Genomic DNA, 16,471 nt, shown 5'->3' with positions numbered 1-16,471 from the left:
TTAGTCAGCTTTTGCGCCCGCGCCGTTATCTTGCGCGGGCAGGAGTGATGCGCGCATGGCCGATTTTTCTCATGACCCCATTGAGAGCCTGTTCCATGCCGCGTTTCGCGCCTTGCCCGATGCTGCCTGCATTCTTGAGCCCATCGGCGGCCCGGGCGATGAACTGAGTGATTGGCGCTATCTTGCCAGCAATCCGGCGCTATGCCGGCTGATCGGTATTGACGACCCCACCGGACAGCGGCTGGGCCACCATCATCCCGAAGCCGCCCGCCAATGGGCGCAGGATTTCCAGCGGGTGTTGCAGCGCGGCACCCCCGAAGTGCTGGTCCGCCAAAGCAGCCGCTACCCGCAAGTCTACGAGGTCTCGCTGGTTCCCCTCGTCGAAGGCGGACGCCGGGCGATCATGGCCCGCATCCGCGATATCAGCAGCGAACATTTCGCCCGCGAACGGCGGCGCGAGGCCGATGCCCGCTACGAACGGTTGTTTGACGCCATCGACGAAGGTTTCTGCATCATCGAAGTGATCTTTGACGATACCGGCAAAGCCACCGACTACCTGTTCATCGAAGCCAACGAACCCTTCGTCCAGCACACCGGCATCAAGTCTCCGGTGGGCAAGACCATGCGCAGCTTCCAGCCCGATATCGAGGACGCCTGGGCTGCAACCTATGGCCGGATCGCGCTGTCGGGCGTTCCCGAAAGGTTTGAAAGCGAGAGCATCGCGATGGGCCGCTGGTTCGATGTGTTCGCCTTTCCCATCGGCGAAAAGGCGCCCTTCCGGGTGGGCATCTTGTTTGAAGATATCGGGCAGCGCAAGACGATGGAACTGGCCCTGCGCCACAGCGAGGCCCGGCTTCAGTCGCTGATCGAAGCCACCTCGGACATGATTTTCCGGATGAACCCGCAAGGCACTCTGGCGCGGCAGGTGGGCGGCAAGCCCCTGCTTGGCGAGGTGGGTGAAGAAAGCAACTGGGTTGAAGAATTCGTGCCCGACAGCGACCGGGCGATCGTGCGCGCCGCGCTTGATGATGCGATCCTCCGGCGCGTGCCGATTGCCATCGAACACCCTGTGCGAACGATCGATGGCACGGTCCGCTGGCTCCATTCGCGCGCTGTGCCCGTGCTCGACGATCAAGGCGCCATTACCGAATGGTTCGGCATGTCGACCGATATCACCGAACGGCGCAGCACCGAACACCAGCTTATCCGCGGCGCACAGATGCTGCGGGTTGCCAGCGAAATCGGCAAGGTCGCGATCTGGGACTGGAATGTCGAAACCGGCGAATTGATCTGGTCGGACGAGCATTTCCGCATCGAAGGCTACGAGCCCGGCGAAGTCGTGCCCACCTTCGAACTCTGGGCCGAACGTGTGCACCCCGAAGACCGGGCCGAAGCCGACCGCAAGGTCGAGCAGGCGATGGCCAGCGGTGAGGATTACGTCAACGAATACCGGCTCATTCAGCCAAGCGGCGATATGCGCTGGGTTTCGGCACGGGGGCGTTTCATCTATAGCGACAAGGGCGAGCCGTTGCGGATGCTGGGCGCCATGATCGATATCACCCAGCGCCGGCGCGAAGAGGAATGGCAACGTCTGCTCGTGGCAGAATTGCAGCACCGGGTGCGCAACCTGATCGGCATGGTCCGCTCTGTCGCGCGGCTTTCAGCCCCCAGCCACCGCAACGTGAACGAATATGTCGATCACCTGATCGGCCGGTTGCAAGCCATGGGACGCACGCAAAGCACGCTGACCCGTTCGCCCGGAAGCAGCGTCGATCTGGCAGAACTGGTGCGCGAAGAACTGGTCGTCCACGCCGTGCAGCCCGATCTGTGCATGGTCGATGGCCCGGAACTGGCGCTCTCCCCGCACGCGGCCGAAATCGTGACGCTCGCGATCCATGAACTCGCCACCAATTCGGTCAAATATGGCGCGCTGGGCGATACCGGCTATATTCGCATCATGTGGACGACGCATGAGAAAGACGGCAAGCCATGGGTCAGTCTGCGCTGGCAGGAAACCGCCGCGACACCCCGACCAAAGAACAAGCGCAAAGGCTTCGGGCGCCGACTGATCGAAGAGCGCGTGCCTTATGAGCTGGGCGGCGATGGACGGTTCTTTCTGTACGACACCGGCGTGCTGGTCGAACTTGAATTCCCGCTGACGAGCGGCGGCAGCATTCTTGATACGCGCTCGTCAGCGTCAGGCCTGCTATGATCGGGCGAACGCTGCGCGGCCGCCGGATCGTCATTCTCGAAGACGATTACTTTCAGGCCCATGATTGCAAAGCTATGCTTGAACAGGCTGGCGCTGTGGTGGTGGCCGTGTCTGCGACCATTCCCAGTCTGGACGGTCTGCTGGCCAAGGGCCCGATTGATGCAGTGCTGATCGATATCAACCTGGGCGACAGCGTGTCCTTCGACTTCGCGCGCCTGCTGGTGTGCAATGCGATCCCGTTTGCGTTTCTGACCGGCTATGATGCGGCCATGCTGCCCGATGATCTTGCCGGCCGCGCCTATATCAGCAAGCCGGCCGATCACGCCCGGGTGCGCGCCGTGCTGGCGGAGATTATCGCCAGCCGGCCCGGCTGAGCGGTCGCCGCCAGAGGGCGGGGCCGACGGTCTCGCCGCGCGGGTTCAGGCAGCCGCCGCGTTAGGCCGCTGGCGCGGCACCTGCCGGCGCGGCGCAAGATACGCGCTGTCAAACCCGGCGATCTGTTGCAGGCTGCGCAGATCATGGATGGTGAGCTGCTTTGAACGCAGCACGATGAGCCCGTCCTGCCGCAATTGCTGGAGTTTGCGGTTGATGTGCACCGGGGTCAGCCCCAGCACATCGGCAAGATCGTCCTGCGTCAGCGGAAACGGCATTTGCTGTCCCAGCTGCGGATCCACCTGCGACAAGCGAAAATGCGTTTCGCAAATCAGGTGCGCCATGCGTTCAAGCGCATCGCGGCGCCCGACATTGACGACCCAGGATGACAGCACGGCATTTTCCATGCAGCCATAATTGCGCAGCGCTTCGCCCACGGCGGGAAAGCGTTCGATCAGCCGCCGCATGTCGCCGCGCTGGATGGTGGCGATCCGGCAAGGGCTGAGCGTGATGACTTCCTCGACCGCAAAGCCATCGGGCGAGCCTTCAAAATAGAAGGCGTCGCCGGGCAGCAGCAGCCGCGTGATCTGGCGCGCGCCATTGCGCAGGATCTGATACCGCGCCGCCCAACCGCTGAGAATAACCGGGAAGGCAGCCATTTCATCGCCTTCACGCCAGAGATATTTCTTGGCCGCAACATCCCGGGACGAACGGCACAGGTCGTCCAGCGCGCTCAATTCCTGATCGCCCAGGTCGCCAGCTTCCATCAACCGTAGCAAAAAGGCGTTTGTCACAAGCATACTCCTCGGGAGCGTTGCATAAATTGCACTCTCAATCAACGGCAGCACTTTTCCCGATCGGAGGTTAAACCACACGCCGGGTCAACCTCGGATCTTCCAGTAAAGAGCAGCACGCCTGAAAAAGTTCCATCAGTGCGCGGGGCCCGGCCCCACGCAATCATGTCCAAGGTAATGCTCTGACCGCGCGAGGGCTGCGCGGCGTTCGTCTGACCTTGCCTGCTTGTATTCGCTCGGCAATTAGCCCCTCGCATAGACTAGCACACCTTCCAATTCTCGCAGATACAACTCAGGTTAGAGCGTGCAGGGAATCGGTCGGGTAGATGTCAGCGGTCGCCAGGTATCCCGATCCCGGCGACGATGTATTGGTCTGGCGTAAGTTCGGTTTCCAGTTTGCCAGGCCATTGCCCCAATGACTCCCCGCCCAGCGATGGGCGGGGTTTTTTGCATCTAACGCGGCATTCGCCGCGCCGATCAGTTCCGGCGTTTGAGAATGAGGTACAGCGCGCCTTCGCCCCCGTGGCGGATATGCGCGCGGCGCACCGCGGTGATCGCATCGGCATGGCGACTGGCAGCCAGCCAATCCAGCAGCTTGGCGCGAATCGCCCCGCGCTTGGCCATGCGGTCAGCCGGATCGACCGGCCGTTCGCGTCCGGCCACCACCAGCACCACCCGCGCCTGCATCGCCCGCGCCTGATCGAGCGCGGTCATCACCCGGTCATAAGCGGTATCAAGCGTATGGCCGTGCAGGTCGAGCGTCAGGTCAGGCTCCAGCCGCCCCGCCTTCATCCGCCGGTCCCAATGCGAATCGAGGCCCGGAGCAACGGGCGGCGCTGGCAGCGGCGGCGGCGTCCGGATCGCGGGTGGACGCGGTTTGGCCATCGGCTTGGGCAGCTTGGCAGGCGGGGCCGGTTTGGGCGGCGCGGGTGCAGGGGTCTTGGGAGCCGCCGGAGCCTCGGGACGGCGCTTGCCCGGCAGCGGCTTCACGCTTGCCGCCAGATGCGCCCATGCCGCCTGCTCTCCGGTGCTCAGCCCGCGCGGGGCTCTCACTGCGGCCTCGCGCCCAGCCGGGCGGCAGCGGCGCGGGGGATCAGCACATAGGCGCGCCCGCGCCCGCTCATGCCGCCGGCAATCCGGCGCGCGTCTTCGCCTGCTCCCCAGAAGGTATCGAACCGGTTGGCGCCCTTGATCGCGCCGCCGGTGTCCTGCGCCACCCACAGGCCCGCCGCCTCGCGCCGGTCAAGATCCAGCCACACCGGCGCGCCAAGCGGGACAAAGGCCGGGTCCGCCGCGACCGAGCTTTCGCGCCGCACCGGCACGCCCAGCGCGCCCAAGGGCCCGTCCCCCTTCAGCTCGGTAAAGAAAATCCAGCTTTTGTTGAGGCGCATCAACTCGCGCCCCTCTGCCGGGTTGTCGCGGATATAGGCCATGATCCCCTGCATCGAGCCGGAATATTTGCCCGGCCCTTCGCCCAGCAATCCGCGCTCGCGCATCACGCCGCCGATGCCAACATATTCGCGTCCGTTCTGGCCGGCATAACCGATCCGGATCACCTCGCCTTCAGGGGTGCGCAAACGGCCCGAGCCCTGGATCTGGAGGAAGAAGAACTCCACCGGATCGGCCGCCCAGGCGATGACCTGCGCCCTGCCCGCCAGGGCCCCGTCCTCGATCGCTGCGCGGTCGTGGTAGAGCACGAAGCGGCCCTGATCGTCATACCGACCGAGCGGAGGGCGGCCGGTGCGCTCGGATGGGGCAACATCATCGGGCCAGCCGCGCACAAGATCGCTCGGCATGGCATAAACCGGCACTTCAAAGCCGGGGCGGCGGGTGCGGCTGCCGGCGATCTCGGGTTCGAAATAGCCGGTGGCAAAGGCCTTGCCATCGCCGATCTGAACGGGGGTGAATTGCTGCGCGAAAAACTCGCGCGCACGGGCCGGGGCGGTGGTGCGAGCCGCGTCGCACACGCCGCGCCAGTCGTCCGGCCGGGTCAATCCGCTGGCATCGTCGCGCGACAGCAGGCGCGGGCAGGATTCGATGAAGCTGGACAAAGCCCCGCTGGCGTCAGCCTGCGACACACCCAGCGCGGCAAAGGCGGGCCCAGCCGCCACCCCTGACAGCACCGCATTGGCCGCCGCCGAAGCGACCGGCGCCGGTGCCGTCACAGCCGGAGGCGGCACCGCGCGGCCGCACGCGCCAAGCGCCAGCATCGTGGCCAGAACAAGCACCGCGCGCATCGTCAGCTCCTCGGCATGCGGTTGCCCGGCCCGGCGATCAGCCTTCGTCGGTTTCGTCGAGCAGCCAGTTGGGATCGCGCGCGGCGACATTGCGCGAGAACGTCCAGACATCGCGGCTTTCGATCGCATCGTCGAGCGAACCGGCAATGACGGTGCCATCCTTGTCGCGCGTCACAGCGGCGATATCGGCCACGAACAGCAGCGCGATCCGGGCGGTCTTGCCGTCAAGCGAGGCGGAATGGATCCGCATATCCTCGATCCGGATCAGCGTGTTGTCGACCGTTTCGCCCGCGGCATCGCGCGCATCGATCGCGGCAACGAAGCCTGCGTAAACATCATCATCGCATAGCTCGCGCAGGGTTTCCTTGTCGCCCTGCCAGAACGCTTCGAGGATCATCCGGTATGCGCCGCGCGCACCATCGAGGAACTGGACGAGATTGAACTTGCTGTCAGCGCCCGCGATGTCGCGCAGGGCCCGTTCCACCGCCGGCATCACGCCTTCAATCTCAGGCGCGCGCGGGGCCGCAGCGGCAGCCGCCACGGGCGCCTGGCGCAGCTGCGGCTTGTCGTCGGCTTCAAACCGTTGCACCGCCGGCTCTTCTTCATGCTCGGCCCGGCGACCCAGCACCGAGTACAGGCGCAGGCCGAGGAACGCGGCCACCATGGCAAGGAGAACGATTTCGAGCACAGCAACACTTCCGATCTTCGTAACGGGCAGGAGCATAGATACGCGGCAGCAGCTCCCGAGGACGCCACCCTGCCTTAAATGGGTATCGATTACAATTCGCCAACGCCCAATAGGTTGCCGCGCGGGTCGAAACCCGGTCGGGCAGGCGATCAGACAAGTCCGCGCGCGCGCAGTTGCGAGAGGCCTGCGCCCCTGCTAGGCGCGCGATCAAGCAGCGCTGACGCCCTTCTGGTGCGCCGGACGCATGATCTGTTACCTAGTTTGAAAGATACTTGCAGCATGGCCGAAGAAGAAGGCGTCCTCACCAATCTTGATGCGACCGGCGGCAATGAACCGCAGCCCAATGGGGCCGATACGCTCCCGGCGGTGGGGATCATCACCCAGTATGTGAAAGACCTGTCGGTCGAAAACCCCAATGCGCCCGACGCCTTCCAATGGCCCGAACCGCCGCAGGTCGATGTCCAGTTCAACATCGCAGCTGAAGTGACCGCACCCGACGTGCACGAAGTCAGGCTCAAGCTCACCCTGACCGCCTCGTCGCAGCGCGGCACGATCTACATCGTCGACCTTGCCTATTGCGGTCTCGTCGGGATGCGCAACGTGCCGGAAGATCAGGCCCACGCCTTCCTTTATGCCGAAGCGCCGCGCCTGCTGTTCCCCTTTGCCCGCCGGGTGGTGGCCGATGCCGTGCGCGATGCCGGGTTCCCGCCGCTGATGGTCGATCCGGTCGATTTCAACGGGATCTACGCCCAGCAGCTCGCCGCGCGCCGCGCGGAAGAAGCCGCCGGCGGCAAGCCGATTTCGCCAGTCACGGGCAACGCCTGATCCAAGGCCGGTAACGGGCCGTCAGACCATGAGCCTGCTGAAAAACGTCGGCACCATCGGCGGGTTGACGCTGGTGAGCCGCCTGTTCGGCTTTGCCCGCGACATCCTGCTCGCCCGCGTGCTCGGCGCGGGCGGCGTGGCCGATGCCTGGCAGCTGGCGTTCCAGCTGCCCAACCTGTTCCGCCGCCTGTTTGCCGAAGGCGCCTTTGCCAGCGCCTTCGTGCCGCTGTTCAACCGCCACATGGCCGAGGACGAAAGCGAGGCCAAGCGGTTCGCAGGCGAGGTTCTGGCCGTGTTGCTGCCGATCCTTGTCGTGTTCGGCGCGGTCATGATGGTGGCGATGCCGTGGGTCTTGTGGGCCTTTGCCAATGAAGACCTGCGCGGCGACGGCGCGACGTTTGGCCTGGCGGTCACGATGGGCCGGATCGCCTTTCCGTACCTCATGTTCATGAGCCTTGCGACGCTGGTGGCAGCGATCCTCAATTCGCTGTCGCGCTTTGCGGCGGCGGCCGCCGCGCCGATCCTGCTCAATATCTGTCTGCTGACCGCGCTGGTGTGGGGCGCTTTGCAAGCCCCCGGCGAAGCGACGCGGGCAGCAACCGGCGTGGGACTTGCCATCGCGGTATCGGTCAGCGGGCTGCTGCAATTGCTGTGGCTACACTGGTTCATGCGCCGCGCGGGCTTCCGCATCCCGCGCCTCACCCCGCGCGTCACGCAGCGCGTTAGGGAAATGGGCGTGTTGATCGTGCCGGCGGTGTTCGGGGCGGGCGTTTACCAGATCAGCCGCTTCATCGATCTCGCCTTCTTCCGCGCCCTGCCCGACGGCAGCCTGACATACATGGCGATGGCCGACCGCTGGAACCAACTGCCGCTCGGCATCATCGGCATCGCGCTGGGCACGGCGATCCTGCCGGCCCTGTCGCGCTATATCGCCAAGGCGGAGGACGAGGAGGCGGTGCGCCTGCAAGCCAACGCGGTCGAGCTTGCGATGCTGCTGACCCTGCCCTGCGCGGTGGCGCTGTTCATCACCGGGTTCGCCTTTGTGAAGGCCTTCATGCAGGGCCAAGCCTTCACCGCCGAGGATGCACGCATCACCGGCATGGTCACATCGGCCTTGGTGGTGGGCCTGCCCGCCTATGTGCTGGTCAAGGTGCTGACCCCCAATTTCTTCGCGCGGTCCGATACCAAAACGCCGGTCTATACCGCAGGCGCATCACTGGTGGTGACGGTGGCCTTGAACTTCGCGCTGGTGCCGATCCTCGGCGTGGTCGGCCTCGCGCTGGCAGGCGCGGTGGGCGCGTGGGTCAATATTGCGCTGCTGGGCGGCATTCTGGCGCGGCGCGGGTTTTTCCGCCTGCCCGCCCGCGTGCTGGGCCGGATCGGGCGGATTGCGCTCGCTTCGGCGCTGATGGGCGCGGCGCTGGTGGGGCTGATGCAGGTGGTGACACCGTGGCTCGACGGGCCGTTCAGCTTGCGGCTCGCTGCGATTGGCGCGATCATGGCGGTCAGCCTTGTCACCTACGGCGCGGCGACCGTGCTGCTGGGAGTGCTCGACAAGGCGACCGTGCAGCGCCTAATGCGCCGTCAGAACTAACCAATCAGGATCATTCCATGCGCGTCGTCTCCGGCATTCAGCCCACCGGCAAGCCCCACCTTGGCAACTACCTGGGCGCGATCCGCAATTATGTGGCCTTGCAGGACGATGCCCATGCCAAGGGCGGCGAGTGCCTCATCTTCATCGCCGATCTCCATGCGCTCTCGATGCCCCACGATCCGGCCGAGCTGCGCGCCTCGACGCTGGAACTGGTGGCCACGCTGGTCGCCTGCGGACTCGACCCCGACAAGGCGATCCTGTTCAATCAGGCACAGGTACCGCTGCACCCCGAACTGCAATGGCTGCTGAACGGCACCGCGCGCATGGGCTGGCTCAATCGCATGACCCAGTGGAAGGACAAGGCGGGCAAGAACCGCGAGGGCCAATCGGTCGCGCTGTTCACCTATCCCGTGCTGCAAGCCGCCGACGTGCTGCTCTATCAGGCAACTCACGTGCCGGTGGGCGAGGATCAGAAACAGCATCTGGAACTGGCGCGCGACATCGCACAGAAGTTCAACAATGATTTCGCGCCCAAGAATCCGGATGGCTCAGACGCCCCGATCTTCACCCTGCCCGATCCGATCATCCCCAAGGAAGCCGCCCGCATCATGTCGCTGCGTGACGGCAGCGCGAAGATGAGCAAGTCCGATCCCAGCGACATGAGCCGCATCAACCTGTCGGACGATGCCGACACGATGGCGCAGAAGATCAAGAAGGCAAAGACCGATCCCGAACCGCTGCCCTCGGAAGAAGCAGGGCTGGCCGACCGGGCCGAGGCGAAAAACCTCGTCGGCATCTATGCTGCGCTGGCCGGGCAATCGCAGGCCGAGGTGCTGGCGCAGTATGGCGGACAGGGGTTCGGCAGCTTCAAGCCAGCATTGGCCGATCTGCTGGTTGCCAAGCTCGGCCCGATCCGCGACCAGTTCGTGGCGCTGAAGGACGATCACGAAGCGCTCGACGCGATTCTCGCGCGCGGCGCGGCCAAGGCGCGGGAACGCGGCGCTCCGACACTGGCCGCCGTCTACAGCGCGCTGGGGCTGGTCCGGCACTGAGCCCCCGCAGAGGGCCACGCCTCACAATTGCGACCAGCCGAGCCGCTGGGGCGGCGAATATTCAATCGCCGTTCATGCCCGTGCAATATGCTATCGCGGGTAAACGCCGTTGCTGCGATTGCAATGGTAACCAGACAAGGGTTGTGTCATGTTGTCTCCTATGTCTTCGATCAAGTCTTTGACCCGCCTCGCTTTGCCAGTTGCGCTCGTTATCGGGCTGTCGGCCTGTGCCACCCCGTTCAAGGCCGATGTGTCGCGCTTTGCCGTGCCGCTTCCGGCGCCGCAGGGCCAGACCTTTGCCGTCGTGGCGGAAGATCCCAAGCTGGCCGGCGGGCTTGAATTTGCCACCTACGCCAATTCGGTCGCAGCCGAGATGCAGGAACTGGGCTATGTCCGCGCGGCCACGCCCGAAGCTGCCGATCTGCTCGTCCGGTTCGATTACCGCGTCGATGGCGGCCGCGAACGGGTGCGCACCGACTTTAACGGTGTGGGCTTTGCCGGACCCGGCTGGGGCCGGTGGGGCGGCTGGGGCGGCGGCGGCTTTGGCGCCTGGGGCTTTGGCTTCAACGATCCGTTCTTCGGCGGGCCGGACGTGCGCAGCTACACCATCTATACCAGCGGCATCGACCTGAAGATCGACCGCGCAGCCGATGGCCAGCGCCTGTTCGAAGGCAAGGCCGAAGCGGTGTCGCGCTCCAACCGCCTGCCGCGTCTGGTGCCCAATCTGGTCGATGCAATGTTCACCGGTTTCCCCGGCAATTCGGGCGAGACGCTCCGGATCACCATCCGGGATGACGAAAAGACCGTGCGCAACGCCGATTGATGGTGTAGACCGCTCGGCAAGAGACCCTTGGACGGGAACAAGAAGGCGGCGCCAGGGGATCGGTGCCGCCTTTTTTGTTGCCTGAAGAGGGCGCGCACCTCACCAATCGCGCGCGCGCCGCCCACCCAGGTTCTCGAACGCCCAGGGCCGGGGCATCTGGCCCGACCGGGCGAGGTGACGCCTGAGCGAACCGCCGTCCCGGCCCCTGCCCTCCCCCTCACCATCCCCCGACCGGCTGTGATGCTCGCGGATCAGTTGCCCCAGCAGCAGCTGGCCGAAATCCCAGTCACCGATGCGCGAATCGGCGTTGATGTGGCCGATTGATCCGGCATAGGCGAAGGTCGCCCCCCAGTCCGTCGCCAAACTGCGCGCGACCCGCAGGCTGCACCACGGATCATTTTCACTCGCGGTCAGGAACGAAGGAAAGGGCAGCGTGCGGCGCGGCGCGGGGGCAAACCGCGCAAGCCGCGCGTCGGCGCCCGGGCGCTCCACATCGGGCGGCGCGACCAGCAGGGCGCCCACCACCGGGTTGCCTTGCACGGGCTGCTCGTATTCTGCCCACCATGCCACCGCAAGGCAGCCCAGGCTGTGCGCAACAAGGATCACAGGCCGCTGCGCGCGGTGCACCGCAAGGTTGATCTTGTTGACCCAGGTATTGCGGTGCGGATCATCCCACATCCCCAGGTCCACCCGCTCGCAATCCGGCAGCTTTGCCTCCCAATGCGATTGCCAGTGGCGGGCATTGCTGTTGCCCAGACCGGGGATGATGAGGATGAGCGGATCACCGCTCAATCGGTCAGTGTCGAGTTCAAGCTGATGGGCCATTGTCTGCTCCTGTAAGGGCGTAAACGGCCGTCCATTGGTATGGTCCGACAGCAGCAGAAATAACTCAACCGTTTCGATTGACAATAGGCAGGCGGCCAATCGTGCGATTTTTCCCGCCGAGCCGATCAGAGCGCGGCGTGCCCCCCGGTCGAGCCAAAGCCGCCAGCGCCCCGCTCCGTCGCGTCCAGTTCCGCCACTTCGTCCCACGCGGCCTGCACGACCGGGGCGAGCACCAGCTGCGCCACGCGGTCGCCGCGCGCGACCGCGAAGGGCTCCGTCCCGAGGTTGATGAGAATCACCTTCAATTCGCCGCGATAATCGCTGTCGATGGTGCCGGGGGTGTTGGGCACCGTGATGCCGTGCTTCAGCGCGAGGCCCGAACGCGGGCGCACCTGAATCTCGTAGCCTTCGGGGATTGCCATCGCGAGACCGGTGGCGACCGCGTGGCGCGCACCCGGAGCAATCGTCACGTCCTCGGCGCTGACCACATCCATCCCGGCCGCGCCCGCCGTGGCATAGGCGGGCAGTGGCAGGCCTGACCCGTGGGGCAGGCGCTTCACTTCGACCGGAATACTCATTCCGCCGCCTCCGCGCGCAGGCTGGCGGCGATCCGCTCGGCCAGCGCCATTGCCACGGCGGCCTTGGGCATGTCGTCCAGCACCTCGATCCCCTCGCCGCTGACGATGGTCACCCGGTTGCGGTCGCCGCCCATCACGTCACCGCTGACATCATTGGCGACGATCCAGTCCGCGCCCTTCCGCTTGCGCTTGGCCTTGGCATATTCGAGCATGTTTTCGGTTTCGGCGGCAAAGCCGATCACCAACTCGGGCCGCCGGGGTGCGGCGGCCACATTGGCGAGGATATCGGGATTTTCCGTCAGCATCAGCGCAGGCGGGGCATCGCCGCGCTTCTTGATCTTTTCCCCGCGATATTCCTTGGGCCGCCAGTCGGCGACCGCCGCCACCATCACGGCGACATCAGCCGGCAGCGAGCGTTTGACCGCCTCGGCCATCTCGCGCGCGCTTTCGACATCGATGCGGCGCACACCGGCCGGGGTCTTCAATGCCACCGGCCCGGCCACCAGCGTAACCTGCGCGCCCAGCGCGGCCGCGGCAGCGGCAATGGCAAAGCCCTGCTTCCCGCTCGACCGGTTGGCGATGTAACGCACCGGATCAATCGCTTCCCACGTTGGCCCGGCAGTGACCAGCACATGCCGTCCGGCGAGCGGACGGTGCGTCGGCGCAACGCCGAAGTCCGCGCCTTCGGCCACTGCGCCAAGATCGGCCTCGATCGCATCGGGCACAGCAGGCGCCATCACTTCGGGCGGCGCCTTGCGCGGGTCGATCACATGGTTGATCGCGGCCAGGTCCATCGGCGGCGCGGCATTGGCCTTGCCCTTCTTGGCCAGCAGGGGCCCGCTGAAGTCAGGGGCAAAGTCAGGCACGACATCGGGCAGGGGCTGATCGGCCAGCGGATCGTCCAGCGGCGCGAAGTCGGCCAGATCCTCGTATTCGGCCTCGATCTCGTCATGGCTGCGCTTGGCCGTGGAGCGCGGGATGATGCGCGCAAAAAACCCGCTGAACCCGCCCGCGGGCACCGCCGCGCCGCCATCATCCTCGTCCTCAGGCTCAAGCGCTTCGACTTCGAATGCGGGCGCTGTCAGCTGGCGCGCCGGTGCCGCCAGCGCGGCCTGCGGCTCGGGCACTACCATGCCAAAATGACGCGCGATTTCGCGCCAGATCGCCTCAGGCTCGGGCAGGCGGCCATAACCGAACTCGCCGCAGGCCATCGGGCCTTCGTCGGGCTGGAGCACGTTGACCCCGGCCGCCTTCAGCAGCGCGATATTGCGCTGGGTGGCGGCGTGTTCCCACATCCGCACGTTCATGGCAGGCACGGCCATCACCGGCTTGTCCGTGGCCAAAATCAGGGTGGTGGCCAGATCATCGGCGATCCCGGTCGCCATCTTGGCGAGCAGATCGGCGGTCGCCGGGCACACCACCACCAGATCGGCCTCACGGCTCAACTGGATATGCCCCATCTCGGCCTCGTTCTTGAGGTCGAACAGGTTGGTGTAGACCTGATTTTCGCTGAGCGCGGCCAGCGCCATGGGCGTGACGAATTGCTGCCCGCCCTTGGTGACAACGCAGGTCACCTCGGCCCCGCCCTTGCGGATCAGGCGCACCAATTCGCAGGCCTTGTAGGCCGCAATCCCGCCGCCTACGACCAGCAGGATGCGGGGGGTTTGGCCCGCGCTCGCCGCCTGTACGCTCATCTCGATCTTGCCTTTCGCGCCGCGATCCGGGTGTCTGACATAGTGCAAGCTGCACCCATCGCAAAGTTTGGTTAAGTTTGCCTTGAAGCCCGGCCTGCCGCGCTGCGCCACAGTTCCAGCAATCCGCGCGGCGCAAACGCCAGACCAAGGCCATAGGCTGGCATGGTAAGCTGCACCCAGTAGAAATTCTCGGGCCGCGCGAACAGCGCCACCATCGTGAACATGCCCACAAACCAGACCACGGCAAACAGACCGAGCCGCCCACCGATCGCCGCCCAGCCGACCAGTGGCAGGATCGCCAGTGGCGCGGCCAGCCAGACGGGCACCAGCAGCAGCCCGGTCAGCCGTGCCATCGCCATCAATGGCAAGGCATAGCCCGCGCGCGAATTCCATCCCTGCGAGACCGGATCGCCCGGCAGCCGCATGCTTTCGACGCCGAGATAATGCAGCGCCATGCCGCCCGCAAACACCGCCAGCAGCGCGCCCACTGCCGCCGCTTCGCGCCAGCGCCGCCCGGCAAGAGCAAACACGAGCCACAGCAGCACGAACGGCACCGCCAATTCGCGCACGGCCAGCGCGCAGCCCGCCGCCAGCAGGGCAAGGCCCCAGCCACCGCGCCGGTGCAGCAGCAGCGCCAGTGTCAGCAGCAGACCGGCCAGCACTTCATGAAACAGCGCCGCCGACGGCGCCCCCACCGCCGCGCCGCTGATCGGCAGAAGCACCAGAGCGGCTATCCGCTCAGGCATGGCGGTCAATCCGGCAAGGGCGCGCGGCAATGCCAGCAGGCACGCAAACAGCAGCGCCATCAGCAGATAGCCCACACCCGCCGGTGTCATCGCAAGGTGCAGGTAGGCCAGCGTCGGCAGGCGTACGGTGACGAACGGACGGGTGGGATAACCGGCGCGCCGCTGTTCGTCGGTGGCCACGGCATAATAGCCCTCGCCCGCTGCGACCCGCGCGGAAATGCGCGAATAGAGCGCAATGTCACCCTGCCCCTTGTCCTTGCCCGGGGCGCCGGCGGCTGTCACCGATGGGCCGCTGCGCGCCTGTTCAAGCCGATGAACGTCCCCGGTCACGCTCGCGCTCCACGCAGTGACCGCGACCAGCAGAGCCAGCACCAGGCCCGCGCCCCAGCGCGGCAACTGCGCAAACGGGCGGCCGGTCGCCTCCCACCAGCCGAGCAGAGAGCCGCCCGGCGCCCCCCAGCCCAGTGGCCGCATCATCCGATCCAGCCGAGTGCCATCGCGCCCCACAGCGCACCTGCACCGCCCAGCGCTGCCATCAGATAGCCCGGCCAGCTGCGGCCCGTGCGCCTGTCAGTGATGAGCGGAATGTGCGGCAGCGGCGGGGTTTCCGGCGCGCCGCCCTTGGGCGGGAACATTTCCTCCACCCGGCGGAGCAGGCCGGGCAGGCGCAGCAGCGTGTCGGTATCGTCCTTGATCCGCTGGGCGAGCGCGGCTTCCGGCCCCAGCTCATCGCGGATCCAGCTGCGCACATAGGGCGCGGCGGTGTCCCACATGTTGATGTCGGGGTTCAATTGCGTGGCGATGCCTTCGACCATCACCATCGTCTTTTGCAGCAGCAGCAGGTGCGGCTGGGTCTGCATGTCGAAATCGCGGGTGATCGCGAAGAGCCCGTCGAGCATCTGGCCGACGCTGAGTTCCTTCACCGGCTTGCCGCGCATCGGCTCACCCACGGCGCGCAGCGCGGTCGCGAATTCGCCGACCGAATGGTAGCTGGGCACATATTGCGCCTCGAAATGGATTTCGGCGACGCGCTGGTAGTTGCCCGTCGTCAGGCCATAGAGGATTTCCGCCAGCCATTGCCGCGCGCGGCGGTCGATCCGGCCCATGATCCCGAAATCGATCGCGACGATGGTGCCGTCATCCTCCACGAACAGATTGCCCTGATGCATGTCGGCATGGAAGAACCCGGCGCTGATCGCCTGGGTGAGGAAGCTGATGACGAGCCTTTCCGAAATCGCATCCAGATCATGCCCGCGCGCGCGAAGTTCGTCGATCCGGCTGATCTTGACCCCGTCGATCCACTCGATGGTCATCACCCGGCCATTGGTGCGGTCCCAGTCGATGCCCGGGATGCGGTAGCCGGGCACGCCGGCCATCTGTTCGGCCAGTTCGGAGGCCGAGGCCGCCTCGCGCCGCAGATCAAGCTCGGAAAAACTCCAGCGCTTGAAATTGGCGATGGTCAGGCGCGGGCGCAACCGGCTGGCCTCCCCGCCCATCGCCTCGACATGGGCAGCCGCCCATTCATAGGTCTGGATGTCGCGCGCAAACTTTTCGCGGATGCCGGGGCGCAGCACCTTTATGGCGACGGTGCGGCCCTGCGTGGTGACGCCCTTGTGAACCTGCGCAATGCTGGCCGCGCCCACCGGATCAGGATCGATGCTGGCAAACAGCTTTTCGATCGGCTGACCGAAGCTCGCCTCGATGGCGGCCTTGATCTCGGCGAAGGGCACTGGCGGCAGGCTGTCTTGCAAGGACAGCAGATTGTTCGCCGCTTCATCCCCCACCAGATCGGGCCGGGTCGCAAGGCTTTGCCCCAGCTTGATCGCCGCCGGACCGATGGCGCGGAAAGCGCCCGCATAATCGCGCGGGCCGTTCTTGCCGGTCAGCGTGGCGATCCGCGCCAGCCGAACCAGATTGCGCAAGGCCGCAGGCGCATTGGGATCATTCTCGATCCCCACCAGCGCACGGCGGCGGGCCAGCGTGACGCCCCAGCGGGCCAGCCGCGACAAATGAACAATCGACGCGGTCACT

At 65.9% G+C, this 16,471-nt stretch carries 15 protein-coding genes; 6 read left to right on the top strand and 9 right to left on the bottom strand.

The features are described 5' to 3' along the window. Positions 1-55: 55 nt before the first annotated feature. A complete protein-coding gene (locus C0V72_RS07915) occupies positions 56-2,212 on the top strand; it encodes a PAS domain-containing sensor histidine kinase (RefSeq protein WP_101793215.1) in 2,157 nt (718 codons plus the stop codon). Then, positions 2,209-2,586, top strand: a complete 378-nt coding sequence (locus tag C0V72_RS07910; protein ID WP_101793212.1) for a response regulator — start codon at positions 2,209-2,211, stop codon at positions 2,584-2,586. The genes C0V72_RS07915 and C0V72_RS07910 overlap by 4 nt, the downstream gene beginning before the upstream one ends. 45 nt (positions 2,587-2,631) lie before the next feature. Here the strand turns inward: C0V72_RS07910 and C0V72_RS07905 are convergent, their stop codons facing one another. From C0V72_RS07905 to C0V72_RS07890, 4 genes are all read right to left on the bottom strand, one after another. Then, positions 2,632-3,351, bottom strand: a complete 720-nt coding sequence (locus tag C0V72_RS07905; RefSeq protein WP_172438956.1) for a Crp/Fnr family transcriptional regulator — start codon at positions 3,349-3,351, stop codon at positions 2,632-2,634. Positions 3,352-3,855: 504 nt separating this feature from the next. After that, positions 3,856-4,431 carry a Smr/MutS family protein gene (locus C0V72_RS07900; protein ID WP_101793206.1) on the bottom strand — a complete coding sequence of 192 codons (576 nt, stop codon included), beginning with the start codon at positions 4,429-4,431 and terminating at the stop codon, positions 3,856-3,858. Continuing rightward, a complete protein-coding gene (gene mltA, locus C0V72_RS07895) occupies positions 4,428-5,615 on the bottom strand; it encodes a murein transglycosylase A (RefSeq protein WP_101793203.1) in 1,188 nt (395 codons plus the stop codon). Before mltA ends, C0V72_RS07900 begins: the two co-directional genes overlap by 4 nt. Positions 5,616-5,652: 37 nt before the next feature. Further along, positions 5,653-6,339 carry a Tim44/TimA family putative adaptor protein gene (locus C0V72_RS07890; RefSeq protein ID WP_143704547.1) on the bottom strand — a complete coding sequence of 229 codons (687 nt, stop codon included), beginning with the start codon at positions 6,337-6,339 and terminating at the stop codon, positions 5,653-5,655. Positions 6,340-6,582: 243 nt separating this feature from the next. On the opposite strand from C0V72_RS07890, the gene secB reads away from it, so the two are divergent. The 4 genes from secB (at position 6,583) to C0V72_RS07870 (ending at position 10,597) form a co-directional block, all read left to right on the top strand. Continuing rightward, complete coding sequence (gene secB / locus C0V72_RS07885; protein ID WP_101793200.1) at positions 6,583-7,128, top strand: protein-export chaperone SecB; 546 nt, start codon at positions 6,583-6,585, stop codon at positions 7,126-7,128. A 28-nt stretch (positions 7,129-7,156) separates the two neighbouring features. After that, the gene (gene murJ / locus C0V72_RS07880) at positions 7,157-8,722 is read left to right on the top strand and encodes a murein biosynthesis integral membrane protein MurJ (protein WP_101793197.1); all 1,566 of its coding nucleotides are present in this window, start codon (positions 7,157-7,159) and stop codon (positions 8,720-8,722) included. Between the two features lie 17 nt (positions 8,723-8,739). Beyond that, positions 8,740-9,774, top strand: coding sequence for a tryptophan--tRNA ligase (gene trpS / locus C0V72_RS07875; RefSeq protein WP_101793194.1), 1,035 nt, complete (start codon positions 8,740-8,742; stop codon positions 9,772-9,774). A 148-nt stretch (positions 9,775-9,922) separates the two neighbouring features. After that, positions 9,923-10,597: a DUF4136 domain-containing protein gene (locus tag C0V72_RS07870; protein WP_101793192.1), complete on the top strand. Its 675-nt coding sequence runs from the start codon at positions 9,923-9,925 to the stop codon at positions 10,595-10,597. 99 nt (positions 10,598-10,696) lie between these two features. Here C0V72_RS07870 and C0V72_RS07865 read toward each other — a convergent pair whose 3' ends face one another. The 5 genes from C0V72_RS07865 to ubiB all read right to left on the bottom strand — a co-directional run bounded on the left by C0V72_RS07865 (position 10,697) and on the right by ubiB (position 16,470). Continuing rightward, entirely contained in the window at positions 10,697-11,422 is a 726-nt protein-coding gene (locus C0V72_RS07865; protein WP_101793189.1) for an RBBP9/YdeN family alpha/beta hydrolase, read from the bottom strand. Positions 11,423-11,547: 125 nt separating this feature from the next. Further along, positions 11,548-12,000, bottom strand: coding sequence for a dUTP diphosphatase (dut, locus tag C0V72_RS07860; RefSeq protein ID WP_101793187.1), 453 nt, complete (start codon positions 11,998-12,000; stop codon positions 11,548-11,550). Next, positions 11,997-13,694: a bifunctional phosphopantothenoylcysteine decarboxylase/phosphopantothenate synthase gene (locus tag C0V72_RS07855; RefSeq protein ID WP_101793273.1), complete on the bottom strand. Its 1,698-nt coding sequence runs from the start codon at positions 13,692-13,694 to the stop codon at positions 11,997-11,999. Before C0V72_RS07855 ends, dut begins: the two co-directional genes overlap by 4 nt. Before the next feature lie 71 nt (positions 13,695-13,765). After that, positions 13,766-14,917 (bottom strand): hypothetical protein, encoded by a 1,152-nt coding sequence (locus tag C0V72_RS07850; protein ID WP_143704546.1) that lies wholly within the window; start codon positions 14,915-14,917, stop codon positions 13,766-13,768. Further along, the gene (gene ubiB, locus C0V72_RS07845) at positions 14,914-16,470 is read right to left on the bottom strand and encodes a 2-polyprenylphenol 6-hydroxylase (RefSeq protein WP_101793181.1); all 1,557 of its coding nucleotides are present in this window, start codon (positions 16,468-16,470) and stop codon (positions 14,914-14,916) included. The genes C0V72_RS07850 and ubiB overlap by 4 nt, the downstream gene beginning before the upstream one ends. Between the last annotated feature and the right edge of the window lies 1 nt (position 16,471).

Origin of the sequence: Porphyrobacter sp. TH134 (assembly GCF_002855495.1) — a bacterium.
Lineage (GTDB): Bacteria > Pseudomonadota > Alphaproteobacteria > Sphingomonadales > Sphingomonadaceae > Erythrobacter.
Note: the sequence above shows the minus strand (reverse complement) of the source record. Positions and strands in the feature narration are given on the sequence as shown.

What these genes read in the sequence shown, in the direction of transcription:
- C0V72_RS07915 (WP_101793215.1), top strand. Translation starts at nt 56, where the DNA reads ATGGCCGATTTTTCTCATGACCCCATTGAGAGCCTGTTCCATGCCGCG.
- C0V72_RS07910 (WP_101793212.1), top strand. Translation starts at nt 2,209, where the DNA reads ATGATCGGGCGAACGCTGCGCGGCCGCCGGATCGTCATTCTCGAAGAC.
- C0V72_RS07905 (WP_172438956.1), bottom strand. Translation starts at nt 3,351, where the DNA reads ATGGAAGCTGGCGACCTGGGCGATCAGGAATTGAGCGCGCTGGACGAC.
- mltA (WP_101793203.1), bottom strand. Translation starts at nt 5,615, where the DNA reads ATGCGCGCGGTGCTTGTTCTGGCCACGATGCTGGCGCTTGGCGCGTGC.
- C0V72_RS07890 (WP_143704547.1), bottom strand. Translation starts at nt 6,339, where the DNA reads ATGCTCCTGCCCGTTACGAAGATCGGAAGTGTTGCTGTGCTCGAAATC.
- secB (WP_101793200.1), top strand. Translation starts at nt 6,583, where the DNA reads ATGGCCGAAGAAGAAGGCGTCCTCACCAATCTTGATGCGACCGGCGGC.
- murJ (WP_101793197.1), top strand. Translation starts at nt 7,157, where the DNA reads ATGAGCCTGCTGAAAAACGTCGGCACCATCGGCGGGTTGACGCTGGTG.
- trpS (WP_101793194.1), top strand. Translation starts at nt 8,740, where the DNA reads ATGCGCGTCGTCTCCGGCATTCAGCCCACCGGCAAGCCCCACCTTGGC.
- C0V72_RS07870 (WP_101793192.1), top strand. Translation starts at nt 9,923, where the DNA reads ATGTTGTCTCCTATGTCTTCGATCAAGTCTTTGACCCGCCTCGCTTTG.
- C0V72_RS07865 (WP_101793189.1), bottom strand. Translation starts at nt 11,422, where the DNA reads ATGGCCCATCAGCTTGAACTCGACACTGACCGATTGAGCGGTGATCCG.
- dut (WP_101793187.1), bottom strand. Translation starts at nt 12,000, where the DNA reads ATGAGTATTCCGGTCGAAGTGAAGCGCCTGCCCCACGGGTCAGGCCTG.
- C0V72_RS07855 (WP_101793273.1), bottom strand. Translation starts at nt 13,694, where the DNA reads ATGAGCGTACAGGCGGCGAGCGCGGGCCAAACCCCCCGCATCCTGCTG.
- C0V72_RS07850 (WP_143704546.1), bottom strand. Translation starts at nt 14,917, where the DNA reads ATGATGCGGCCACTGGGCTGGGGGGCGCCGGGCGGCTCTCTGCTCGGC.